Here is an 11,786-nt window from a genome sequence, read left to right as displayed (position 1 = left end):
ACCTTCGAAGGACCGCTGATGAGCCTGCGTTCAGTCAATTCGCTGTCGCACTATACCGACTGGACCATCGGCCACGTGCATTCCGGTGCGCTCGGCTGGGTGGGCTACATCTCCTTCGGTGCGCTCTACTGCATGATCCCGTGGCTGTGGAACAAGAAGAGCCTCTACTCACTGAAACTGGTGAACTGGCACTTCTGGCTGTCGACGCTGGGGATCGTTCTCTACATCACCTCCATGTGGGTGTCCGGCATCATGCAGGGCCTGATGTGGCGCGCATACGATCAGCTCGGTTTCCTGGAATACTCCTTCGTGGAAACCGTGGAAGCGATGCATCCCTTCTACATCATCCGTGCTCTCGGCGGTGCGCTCTTCCTGCTCGGCGCCCTGATCATGGCCTACAATCTCTGGATGACTGTCCGTCGCGGCGAGGCTCAGGAAGCCGATGCCACCACGGCTGGCTCCCTGGCTCCGGCCGAATAAGGGAGGGATAACAATGTCACTTTGGAACAAACACCAAGTTTTCGAAAAGAACTCCTTCGTTCTGCTGGTCGGTATTCTGGTCATGGTCGCCATCGGCGGCCTGGTCGAAATCGCTCCGCTCTTCTATCTGAAGAGCACGATCGAGAAGACCGAGGGCATGCGGCCGTACACGCCGCTGGAACTCGCCGGGCGCGACATCTACATCCGCGAGGGCTGCTATCTCTGCCATTCGCAGATGGTCCGCCCGATGCGTGACGAAATGGAGCGTTACGGTCACTTCTCGCTGGCAGCGGAGTCGATGTACGACCACCCGTTCCAGTGGGGTTCCAAGCGCACGGGTCCGGATCTTGCCCGCGTCGGCGGCAAATACTCCGACGAATGGCATGTGGAGCACCTACAGGACCCGCGTTCGCTGGTTCCGGCATCCATCATGCCCGGCTACCCGTTCCTGTCGGAGAACAAGCTGAACACGCGGGACATCCAGTCGGCCTTGAGCGTCAACACCATCGTCGGCGTTCCCTACACCGACGAGCAGGTCGCAAACGCCGCCTCGGATATTCTCGGCCAGGCCACTCCGGACACGGAAGCGGCCGATGGGTTCGAGGAACGCTATCCGGGTGTCGCAATCCGCGACTTCGACGGCAATCCGAAGGTCGTCACCGAGATGGACGCACTGGTCGCCTATCTTCAGGTGCTCGGCACCATGGTCGACTTCTCCATCTATGACGACAAGGCCAACGCGAGGTAAGGGCGATGAACGAGACATATTCCGCATTCGCAGGCTTCGCTCAAACCTGGGGCCTTCTCTACTTCATGATCCTGTTTGGCATCGTTCTGGCCTATGCGCTGTGGCCGAAGAACGGCAAGAAGTTCGATGATGCCGCTCAAATCCCGTTCCGGGAGGACTGATCCATGGCAGATGCACATAAAAAGGAAATCGACCAAATTTCCGGGGTCGAGACAACCGGCCACGAATGGGATGGTCTGAAGGAACTCAACAATCCGTTGCCGAGATGGTGGCTGTATATGTTCTACGCCACCATCGTCTGGGCCCTGATTTACTGGGTGCTTTATCCGTCCTGGCCGCTGATCTCCAGCTACACGACGGGTGTTTGGGGGAGCAACCAGCGCCTCGAAGCCATAGCTGCCTATGATGAGGGTGTCGCGGGCCGGTCCGCGTTCGCTGACAAGATCGTGGCCGCGTCCCTGGAAGATATCTCCAAGGACCAGGAACTGCTGCAGTTCGCCCTGGCGAACGGCGCGGCAGCCTTCGGCGACAACTGTGCCCCCTGCCACGGCTCGGGCGGTACAGGCGCGGAAGGGTATCCGAGCCTTCAGGACGACACCTGGATCTGGGGCGGTAGCCTGGACGCCATCTACACCACGCTGCAATACGGTATCCGTTCGGGCAATGACGACGCCCGTGTCGGCGAGATGCCCGCCTTCGGCCGCGACGAACTTCTCGGCAAGGAGGAAATCAGCCAGGTCTCCAACTTCGTCGCCTCGCGCGCCGGACTGGAAACCGAGGACGGTGTCGATCTGGCCGCAGGCCAGACGGTGTACGAGGACAATTGCGCGGCCTGTCACGGCGAAGACCTGAAGGGTATTCAGGACGTCGGGGCACCGAGCCTTCTGTCCGCGAACTACCTCTATGGCAAGTCGCTGGCGGCCATCAAGGCGCAGGTCAGAAACCCGCGCAACGGCGTGATGCCCGCCTGGGTGGACCGCCTGGACCCTGCCACGGTCAAGTCTCTGGCAGTGTACGTCCACTCCTTCGGTGGCGGTCAATAAGCCGCAGTCCTGCGGCAAGCCGCGCAATAGCGGCCTGAATTGATCCGGCGCAAAGTCAGACCACTTGCGCCGGATTATTGTTTGAGAAGGTGGCGGAGCAATCGGTTCCGCCGGCTTGGCATGATCCTATTGGGGCAGGATCTGACTTGAAAAAAGGACGGGCGGTATGTCTGCGGACACCGAAACGCATGAGGGCGGGCACTCGGAAGAGTGGTTTGCGTCCGCCAAGAAAATCTATCCCATGGCGACCCATGGCCTGTTCCGCAGGATCAAGTGGGCGCTGCTTTTCATCACCCTTGGTATCTACTATTTCCTGCCGTTCATCCGCTATGACCGCGGCCCGGATGCACCCGGCCAGGCCGTTCTCATCGATCTGGAAGGACGGCGGGCCTACTTCTTCTTCATCGAGATCTGGCCGCAGGAAGTCTATTACCTCACCGGCCTACTGATTATCGCGGCTGTCGCGCTGTTTCTGATGAACGCGGTCGCCGGACGTCTGTGGTGCGGGTATCTGTGCCCGCAGACGGTCTGGACGGATCTGTTTCTGTGGGTGGAGCGCAAGGTCGAAGGCGACCGGCGCGACCGGATTGCGCTCGACAAGGATCCCTGGACCTTCGACAAGGTCCGCAAGCGCGTCACCAAGCATTTCTTCTGGCTGATGATCGCCTGGTGGACCGGCGGGGCCTGGGTTCTCTACTTCAATGACGCGCCGACCCTGGTCTGGCAGCTGTTGACGTTCCAGGCGCCGATGATCGCCTATATCTGGATCGGCATCCTGACTTCGACGACCTACCTGCTGGCCGGGTTCATGCGCGAGCAGGTCTGCATCTACATGTGCCCCTGGCCGCGCATCCAGGCGGCCTTGACCGACGAGAAGGCGCTCAATGTCACCTACCGCTGGGACCGGGGCGAACCGCGCGGATCGCTGAAGCAGAACCGCAAACTTGCCGAGCAGGGCCTTCCTTCCGGCGACTGTATCGACTGCTACCAGTGTTTCCAGGTCTGTCCGACCGGCGTCGACATCCGCAAGGGCATGCAGCTTGATTGTATCCAGTGCGGCCTGTGCATCGACGCCTGCGACAACATCATGACCAAGATCGGCAAACCGACCGGGCTGATCGCCTACGACACGGACGAAAACATCCAGCGGCGTATCGACGGCAAGGAACCGGTTTATGAAATCGTCCGCGCGCGGACGATCGCCTATGCCTCGATCATTGCCGTCGTGGGCGCGATCATGCTGTTCGCCCTACTCAACCGGGACTTTGCCGATATCAGCGTGCTGCATGACAGGAACCCGGTCTTTGTGGAACAATCGGACGGCACGGTGCGGAACGGCTATACGGTCCGGCTTTCCAACAAGCGCCGACATTCGCGCAGCTTCATGCTGCATGTGGAAGGCATGCCGCCGAACACGCTTGTGGAAGCCGTTGGTGTCGAAAGCTCCTTCGCGGGGCGGCCGATCATTGAAGTCGGTCCGGACACCACCCGGGAAGTGCGTATTCTGGTAACCTCTCCCCCCTGGGAGAAGATGCCGCATTCCACTCCCGTGACCTTCCGTATCACCGAGAGCGTGATGGGTGAGGTGGTTACGGCGAAAGACACTTTCAAAGCACCGGCTAAGCCTTGAGGAGCGCAGGATGACGATGGTTCAGTCGAACATGAAGGATCCCAAACCCCTGACGGGCAGGACGGTGCTTTTCTGGCTGCTCGGCTTCTTCGGGGTCATTTTCGCGGCCAACGCCGTGTTCATCTATCTTGCGCTCGGGTCGTTCCCGGGCGTGGTGGTGGAAAGCTCCTACGAGGCCGGTCAGGCCTATAATCAGGAGATTGCCGCGGCGAAGGATCAGGAGAAGCTTAACTGGCAGGTGTCTGGTGAATTCGTCCGTACCGGCGACGGCGCCGGCAAGCTGGTGGTGAGTGCCGCCGATGCGGACGGCTCGCCGCTCTATGGGGTCGAACTGCAGGCGCTGCTGCGCAATCCGGTTCATGATGGCGCCGATGTGGAAGTTGCCTTCACCGCCGATGGCGGAGGGCGTTACGTCGGTGAGGTGGAAAACCTCGCAGCGGGAAACTGGACGCTCGTACTGGAGATCAACCGGGACGGGGAGCGCAAGTTCAAATCCGAAAACCGGATCTTCGTGAAAGACTGAAGTCAGGCACCTCATGACGGTTCATCAGCGCGACTGGCAGGCTTTCGTAACTCCCGGCAAGGACGGTGCGGTGCACATGGACCTTGCCGTAGACGGCATCACGTGTGCCGCCTGCATGGGTGAGATCGAGCGCGGCCTGAAACGTCTGCCGGGGATCCGCACCGCGCGGGTCAACCTGACCAGCCAACGCCTTGCCGTCGACTGGGTCGAGGATGAAACCGGGGCGGATGAGATCGTCTCGGAGCTGGCGAGGCTGGGCTACACGGCCCATCCGTTCGATCCGGCAAACCAGAAGGAACGTCAGGACAGGACGGGAAAACAGCTCCTGCGCTGCCTGGCCGTCGCCGGTTTCGCCGGCATGAACATCATGCTTCTGTCCGTCTCCGTCTGGTCCGGTAATGCCACCGACATTACTCCGGAAACCCGCGACTTCTTTCACTGGCTTTCGGCCCTGATCGCGTTGCCGACCGTGGCCTATGCCGGCAGGCCGTTTGTTAAAAGCGCCTTCACGGCCCTGTCTGCGGGGCGCCTGAACATGGACGTACCGATCGTCATCGGCGTCTTTCTGGCCGTCGCCCTGTCGCTGGTGCAAACGCTTCAGCATCAGCATCACGCCTATTTCGAGTCCGCCGTGATGCTTCTGTTCTTCCTGCTGGTCGGCCGCTTTCTCGATCACAACATGCGCGGGCGCACCCGTTCCTTCGCCGAGAACATAGCGGCCCTCAAGGCCGAAGTGGCCGCCCGGATCAATCCGGACGGAAGCGTGCGCGAAGTCCCGCTGTCCAAGATTGCCACGGGCGACCTCGTTCTGGTCTCGAGCGGGGAGCGCGTACCGGTGGACGGCATCGTCGAAACCGGCCTGTCCGAAATCGATCAGAGCCTTGTAACCGGCGAAAGCGTGCTGGTGCCCGTGACAGCCGGGCAGAGGGTCTATGCCGGCACCCTGAACGGGGCGGGCGCGCTGCAGGTTCGGGTCGAGGCGGCCTCCGGTGCGACATTGCTTGACGAGGTCAACCGGCTGCTGGAAGCTGCCTCGCAGGCAAAGTCGAGCTATGTCCGTATCGCGGATCGCGCGGCGCAGCTTTATGCACCTCTCGTGCATGGCGCCGCGGCACTCACCTTCCTCGGCTGGCTGCTGGCCGGGCTGGACTGGCAGCCCGCGCTGATCATTTCCATCTCGGTGCTGATCATCACCTGTCCCTGTGCGCTCGGCCTCGCGGTTCCGGCCGTGCAGGTGGTCGCGTCCGGCCAGCTGTTTCGCCGGGGTGTGCTGCTCAATTCAGGCGATGCCATCGAGCGCCTGTCGGATGTCGACACGATCCTGTTCGACAAGACCGGAACCCTGACGCTGGCCAATCCGGAACTTTGCGCGGATATCGCACCAGACGACGCGGAAATGATCCTTGCCGGGCGGCTTGCCCTTGCCAGTCGTCACCCGCTTTCCACGGCGCTGGTCCGCGCGACCGGGGCAATTGCGCCTTTGCCGGACGTGACCGAGGTTTCCGGAGCCGGACTTGAAACCATTGTGGACGGCCAGATTCTCCGTCTCGGAAGTCCCCGGTTCTGCGGTGCCCGGCCGGAAACGGTCGATGAAATGCTTGAGGCGTTCCCCGGGGCCTCGCTGCTGGCCATCCGGTTCGGGAACGGTCCGGTCCGTCTGCTGCCGTTCCGGCAGAGCCTCAGGCCGGATGCGCGGGCGGTTGCCGACCTTTTGAAACAGCAGGGCTACGCACTTGAAATCCTGTCCGGCGATACGGTGCCTGCCGTCGAGGCGGCCGCACGGGCGCTGGATATTGCCGACTGGCAGGCCGGCATGAAACCGGCGCAGAAGATCGCGCGGCTGGAAGAGCTGCAGCGTGCGGGTCGGAAGGTACTGATGGTCGGTGACGGCCTCAACGATGCGCCCGCGCTTGCCGGAGCTCATGTTTCACTGTCGCCGGTCTCCGCCGTGCACCTCAGTCAGGCGGCAGCCGACGCCGTGTTCCTTGGCGACAGGCTGCTGCCGGTTGCCGATGCGTTGAGACTGTCCAGGAAGGCGCGTGCGGCCATTCAGCAGAACCTCTGGATCTCCGCACTGTACAACGTCGTGGCGGTTCCGATCGCGGTTGCCGGTTTCGTGACCCCCCTTGATGGCGGCAATCGCCATGTCCGCTTCTTCGCTGGTGGTGACCGCCAACGCCCTGAAGCTGCGTCTGGGCGAGGGTGGCGATCAGATCGCGCATGACGTGCCGGGGCAGGATGCCGGCGAGAACGGGAAAGGATAACGTCGCCATGGACGTTCTGATTTACCTGATCCCCATTGCCCTCTTCCTTGGCGGGCTTGGCCTTGCCGCCTTCCTGTGGTCCCTGAAAAGCGGTCAGTATGACGATCTGGAGGGCGCCAAGTGGCGCGTTCTGGACGACGACGACCTGCCGGACCAGTGATCAAGCGCACTTGAAAATGGAGCAGTGAAGGCTGGAGCCCGCAGGCCCGGTTCGGTGTGCGGCCTCGTAAATGCCCGGGGCTTGAACAACCCAGTCAGGCCTGGGCAAATAAAAAGGGACGGACGTTCAGACGTCCGTCCCGGTATCCTGACAGATTGCAGATCAGGCGGCGCGGACCTTGGAGAGGAAATCCTCCATGGCGCGGCGCAGGTTGCCGGACTGCTCTTGCAGCCCCCCGACAGCCTCGTTCATGTCGGCGCTCAGTCTTGCGGTATCGCTGGCCGCCGCGCTGACTTCCGTGATCGACCGGGAAACACCTTCCGTCCCCTGGGCAGCTTCGGCGACACTGGAGGCGATCTCGGTCGTTGCCAGGTTCTGTTCCTCGGCGGCGCCGGACATGGCGGAAGTGTTCTCCGCGATCTTCTGAACCATCTCGGCGACAGAGCCGGTGGCTTCCGTCGATGCATCGGCGGCCTGGCGCATTTCGTTGATCTGCCGGTCGATTTCCTCCGTGGCCTTCGAGGTCTGTTCCGCCAGTGCCTTCACTTCGGAGGCGACAACCGCGAAGCCCTTGCCGGCTTCCCCGGCCCGGGCCGCTTCGATGGTTGCGTTCAGCGCCAGAAGGTTGGTCTGTTCGGCAATGTCGGTGATCAGCTTCGTGACGTCACCAATGCGCGCGACCACCTGCTGAACCGTTTCCACAGCATCATTGGACCGGTTTACTTCCGTTTCCGCCTGCTGGGCAATTTCGGAAGAGGAGCGGACCTGATCGGTGATCGCGCGGATCGAGGCGGAGAGTTCCTCGGTCGCGCTGGCAACCGTGTTGACATTGTTTGTTGCCTGTTCCGCAGCTGCGGAAACGGACAGCGCCTGTTCGGTCGTCGTGTTCGCAATGTTGGACAGCGCCCCTGCGTTGCCGGTGAGTTCATCGAGCTTGGCAATCATGCCGTTGCTGATGTTGAGCACCGTTGCTTCGAAATCGTTGGCAACGCGCTCCATCTCTTCCCGCTTGCTCTGTTCTGCGATCTCGCGTTCTGCCGCAGTGTTCTTTTCCAGTTCGCGCGTACGGACGAGATTGTCGCGGAAAACGCCGAGCGCGCGGCCCAGGAGGCCGATTTCATCGCGCCGGTCGCCGACATCGACGGAGGAGGTGGTGTCACCGGTCGCAAGTTTCTCGGTGACGTCCGACAGCCGGGTCAGCGGCGCGGACACCATGAAGTGGTTCACGACCCCCAGTACCACAGCCAGAACGGTCAGGAGAACGGCACTGGCCATGGCAACGAACTGTACCGTTCCGAGAGCCGCATTCTGGTTGACCAGGGAGGCCTGCCGCTTCTGCGCAACCGCGTCGGTAAATTCGTCCCGTTGTTTCTGGACTTCGGACAACAGGCCTGTGCTTTCTGGCGTCAGCTCGATGGCGCGGGCCATGTCGACGGTTTCCGGTGTCCGCATGAGCTCCATCTGGTGCGCCGCTATCTGGTTGAACCAGGCTTTCCAGCTGGTTTCCAGTTCGGACAGAAGCCCCGGCAACTGCGGTCCTGTGTCATCGACAAGCGTTTGCACCTTCGCGAACTGGGCCGAGATCTCTGAATTCAAATCTTCCGAGCGCTGGCGCCAGTCCCTGTTTCCTGTCAGCAGAAAGGATTTCACGGCCAGGGCCTGACCCGAGATCTTCTCGCTGAGCCTGGCGGTTTCGGAATTCAGGTCCGAGAGGGCGTTGGCTGTTTCAACCTCCTGCAGGGCGGAGGACGTCTTGATGGCGCTCGTGCCACCCGCAACGGCGCCGATCAGGGCGAGTGTGAGGAAGCCGGCGGCGATTTTCTTGCTGACTGAAAGATTCTTGAACATGGTTGCTTTCGCTCTGGAGGTCGTGCGCTCAGGAATTGGGGGACTGGCGGCGCTGTAGTTCCGTCAGGTTGAATTCAACGGTCGCGGCACCGATCGGTTTGCCGTTTTCAGGATCGTTCACGGTCATGTTCAGCTGCGCGCGCCAGATCTTCAGATCCTCATCCCATTCCGGTTCGTCGATGAACACGGCCTCGGGACCCTCCGGAAACGTCTTTTGGAACTTGGCCTCGTCACCCTGCCAGTAATCGCCGGTAATGCCGCTTTGGCCGACATTCAGGCCGTTCGCGTCCATGACGAAGATTTCCGGGAAAAGGCCCAGCGAACCGGCCTGCACCCGCAGGAGGTAGATCGAAAGCGGCGCAGACAGGGTTGCCGATATCAGCGGCTTGTCGCTGGCCTCGCGTTCCTTGCGCCATTGCTGGTCCAGAGCGTCAATTTCGGTTTGCTCCAGGGAGCCGCGCAGATCGTTCTGCGCGTTGACGGACAGAGCGACGATCGGGTTGGCCAACCATTCACCGACACTCTCGATCACGGCCGGCGTGATAAGCGCATTCGGGTCCGGCGCATCTTCTGCGAAAGCTGCGGTTGAGGTTAAAAGCAGGGATGGGAACAGCGTGCACCACTTCTTCATTCTGGGTCTCCCTTTGATTGTTATCGCTAAAACTGACGGTTTTTCCTTAAGGTAATCTGAAATATTTCTTCTTGTTTTATAATCACTTAGGACATTGTTATTTTTTACATATTATCTATAAAAATCGCATGTTGACGTTTGAGCCTCTGGTCTGGCGGAGGTTTCCTGAACTATGCTTCGGTCCGAAGAATGGACTGGTATGAACGGGCGTCGTGCCGAGCGGATGCGGTGAGGACAGTGTGACCTGCAGGAATGCCAAAAAGGACGCGCAAACACTCAGCGCCTTTGCTGTCTGGCTCGGTCAGCAGGGCGGAATTTCGCCGCCGGAAGCCGCGGAAGCGTGCAGAAGTGCTGGTGTCGTCCACGCAGGAGCGGGAGACGGAATCTTTTCAGCCGGTGAAACGCCGGGTTTTCTCTATTTCGTGCGGTCCGGTCTGGTTCGTTTTTATTACCTGACGGCCGACGGGAAGGAATTCAACAAGAGCTTTGCCACTCCCGGCGGGGTCGTCACCTGCCTGTCCTCCTTTCTTGAAGGAGCGCCGTCGTCGTTTCATACACAGGCTTTGGAGGACACGGAGCTGGTTGCTCTGCCGATGGAGCTGGCCCGGCAGTTGCCGGCCCGGGACAGAGCATGGGAACGTCTCATCTCGACAGTCATCGCCCAGCTCGCGCTCCGCAAGGAGCGGCGGGAGGCTGCCTTTCTCCTGCAAAGCGCGTCGGAACGCTATGAAGCGTTTCTGCGGGAATTTCCGGAAGTCGCGCAGCGCCTGCCGCAGTATCACGTCGCTTCCTACCTCGGCATTACGCCCGTTGCGCTGTCGCGCATCCGGGCCCGGCGCGGTTCTTAACCCGGGTTAATGCGCACCATGGCCTCACCATCCTAGATGGCTCCCGGTTCAGACAGGAGACAGGTTGGATGCAGGACAGCGGATTGATCGTGGTGACCGGAGGCGCCATCGGGCTGGGCCGTGAACTCACGAAGCACTACCATGGGCTCGGGCGCAAGCTTGTCATATGCGGCCGGACGGAAAGCGCCCTCGATGAAGTGACGACGCTTTATCCGGGCGTTGTGACGGTGGCGGCGGACCTGGCAGATCCGGCTGGCCGGAAACACCTTGTGGATGCCGTTCACGAACAGGAACAGCCTGTTGCGATGCTGATCCACAACGCTGCGCTTCAGCACCAGCATGATTTCGTTTCACGCTGTACCCCGATCGAGAAGGTCGAAACGGAAATATCCGTCAATTTCCTGGCGCCCATCGAACTGACCATCGACCTTCTGCCCCTGCTACGGCAGGCCGAACAGGCCCGTGTGGTGTTCGTGACGTCGGCCCTGGCCAGGGTTCCGAAAAAGTCGGCGCCGGTCTATTGCGCCACCAAGGCAGGACTTTCCAATTTCGCGAGGGCGCTGCGCTATCAACTGGAAGGCACGGGGGTCGCGGTTTCGGAGGTGGTTCCGGATCTCATGGTGACACGCATGACGGCGGGCCGCGGCGGCAAGGGCTTTTCGGCGGCCGAAGCAGCGAACAAGATTGTCGCCGGGCTTGGCGCCGGCAAGGAGGAAATCCGGCTTGGCCGGGTTCCGAAGCTGTTTGCCCTTCACAGGCTCTTGCCGGATCTTGCCTACCGGGTTCTGAAAACGTCTTGAGAACCGATGGAAACGGAAGGCTGATCGGTTTGCCTTGCTTGACCTTCGTGTGAAAGCCACTTAAGTCCGCAGGCGCCAGTCGGCCGGACAGCCGCTGCCGCAAGTGCCGAAAGGCCGCGGGGGAGGAAAGTCCGGGCTCCAAGGAAACACGGTGCCGGGTAACGCCCGGCGAGGGAAACCTTAGGGAAAGTGCCACAGAAAGCAAACCGCCTCGGCCAAATCTTCGGATTTGCCTGGGGTAAGGGTGAAAGGGTGGGGTAAGAGCCCACCGCGCAACTGGCAACAGGGGCGGCATGGTAAACCCCACCGGGAGCAAGACCGAATAGGGACAGCGCGGCCCCGGAGCGATCCGGGACCAGGCCGGTTTCCAGGCCGGCTGTCCGGGTTGGTTGCGTGAGGCGTCCGGCAACGGGCGCCCCAGATGAATGGCTGTCGCGTCCGCGTAAGCGGGCCATACAGAACCCGGCTTACAGGCCGGCTGGCATTAAATTCCCTCTCTCACCGGCCCGTCACATTTTGCGGTATGCCTGCCAGAACCGGATGGAGGGCAGCGGGTGGCGTTTACGGCCCCGGAAACGGTGCGGCAAACGGTTCCAAGGTCCGGTTTCTCCACAAGTCTTTCAAACTAGGCAGAATTTGCCGCCTTTCCGGCTCCGGAAATCCAAAACCTCCGTAATCCTGCGAATCCGATTCTTCATTTGTGTCAAGGCTTCATTAAGCATGTTTCGCCTAAGGTCACTCGATGGGGTCGTGGGCGATCAAATCGAGCTGGAATCCATGAGATTCCATTGACCACCCATGAATTCCCATG

Annotated in this window: 11 protein-coding genes, 1 other RNA gene and 1 pseudogene; 11 read left to right on the top strand and 2 right to left on the bottom strand. The window is 61.0% G+C overall.

Going from position 1 to position 11,786, the window contains the following annotated elements; genetic code table 11:
• The 8 genes and pseudogenes from ACQY7U_RS05175 to ccoS all read left to right on the top strand — a co-directional run.
• Positions 1 to 480, top strand: a 480-nt coding sequence (locus ACQY7U_RS05175; protein ID WP_428642674.1) for a cbb3-type cytochrome c oxidase subunit I, incomplete at its 5' end; no start/stop codon positions are given.
• A gap of 13 nt (positions 481 to 493) precedes the next feature.
• Complete coding sequence (gene ccoO, locus ACQY7U_RS05170; protein ID WP_428642673.1) at positions 494 to 1,228, top strand: cytochrome-c oxidase, cbb3-type subunit II; 735 nt, start codon at positions 494 to 496, stop codon at positions 1,226 to 1,228.
• 5 nt (positions 1,229 to 1,233) lie between these two features.
• Positions 1,234 to 1,389 carry a cbb3-type cytochrome c oxidase subunit 3 gene (locus ACQY7U_RS05165; protein WP_428642672.1) on the top strand — a complete coding sequence of 52 codons (156 nt, stop codon included), beginning with the start codon at positions 1,234 to 1,236 and terminating at the stop codon, positions 1,387 to 1,389.
• Positions 1,390 to 1,392: 3 nt separating this feature from the next.
• A complete protein-coding gene (ccoP, locus tag ACQY7U_RS05160) occupies positions 1,393 to 2,271 on the top strand; it encodes a cytochrome-c oxidase, cbb3-type subunit III (protein WP_428642671.1) in 879 nt (292 codons plus the stop codon).
• A 166-nt stretch (positions 2,272 to 2,437) separates the two neighbouring features.
• Positions 2,438 to 3,901, top strand: coding sequence for a cytochrome c oxidase accessory protein CcoG (ccoG, locus tag ACQY7U_RS05155; RefSeq protein WP_428642670.1), 1,464 nt, complete (start codon positions 2,438 to 2,440; stop codon positions 3,899 to 3,901).
• 10 nt (positions 3,902 to 3,911) lie between these two features.
• The gene (locus ACQY7U_RS05150) at positions 3,912 to 4,424 is read left to right on the top strand and encodes a FixH family protein (protein WP_428642669.1); all 513 of its coding nucleotides are present in this window, start codon (positions 3,912 to 3,914) and stop codon (positions 4,422 to 4,424) included.
• 13 nt (positions 4,425 to 4,437) lie between these two features.
• Positions 4,438 to 6,688 (top strand): annotated as a pseudogene (locus ACQY7U_RS05145) (heavy metal translocating P-type ATPase).
• A 7-nt stretch (positions 6,689 to 6,695) separates the two neighbouring features.
• The gene (gene ccoS, locus ACQY7U_RS05140) at positions 6,696 to 6,848 is read left to right on the top strand and encodes a cbb3-type cytochrome oxidase assembly protein CcoS (RefSeq protein WP_428642668.1); all 153 of its coding nucleotides are present in this window, start codon (positions 6,696 to 6,698) and stop codon (positions 6,846 to 6,848) included.
• Positions 6,849 to 7,010: 162 nt separating this feature from the next.
• On the opposite strand, the gene ACQY7U_RS05135 is transcribed toward ccoS, so the two are convergent.
• Positions 7,011 to 8,696, bottom strand: coding sequence for a methyl-accepting chemotaxis protein (locus ACQY7U_RS05135; RefSeq protein WP_428642667.1), 1,686 nt, complete (start codon positions 8,694 to 8,696; stop codon positions 7,011 to 7,013).
• 28 nt (positions 8,697 to 8,724) lie between these two features.
• Complete coding sequence (locus ACQY7U_RS05130) at positions 8,725 to 9,327, bottom strand: hypothetical protein (RefSeq protein WP_428642666.1); 603 nt, start codon at positions 9,325 to 9,327, stop codon at positions 8,725 to 8,727.
• A 239-nt stretch (positions 9,328 to 9,566) separates the two neighbouring features.
• On the opposite strand from ACQY7U_RS05130, the gene ACQY7U_RS05125 reads away from it, so the two are divergent.
• The 3 genes from ACQY7U_RS05125 (at position 9,567) to rnpB (ending at position 11,461) form a co-directional block, all read left to right on the top strand.
• Positions 9,567 to 10,175 carry a Crp/Fnr family transcriptional regulator gene (locus ACQY7U_RS05125; RefSeq protein ID WP_428642665.1) on the top strand — a complete coding sequence of 203 codons (609 nt, stop codon included), beginning with the start codon at positions 9,567 to 9,569 and terminating at the stop codon, positions 10,173 to 10,175.
• Positions 10,176 to 10,243: 68 nt separating this feature from the next.
• On the top strand, positions 10,244 to 10,975 hold the full coding sequence (locus ACQY7U_RS05120) for an SDR family oxidoreductase (protein ID WP_428642664.1): 732 nt from the start codon (positions 10,244 to 10,246) through the stop codon (positions 10,973 to 10,975).
• Positions 10,976 to 11,050: 75 nt separating this feature from the next.
• An RNA gene (gene rnpB, locus ACQY7U_RS05115) (RNase P RNA component class A) lies at positions 11,051 to 11,461 on the top strand.
• Positions 11,462 to 11,786 lie beyond the last annotated feature (325 nt).

Origin of the sequence: Roseibium sp. (genome assembly GCF_050301095.1) — a bacterium.
Classification (GTDB): domain Bacteria; phylum Pseudomonadota; class Alphaproteobacteria; order Rhizobiales; family Stappiaceae; genus Roseibium.
Note: the sequence above shows the minus strand (reverse complement) of the source record. Positions and strands in the feature narration are given on the sequence as shown.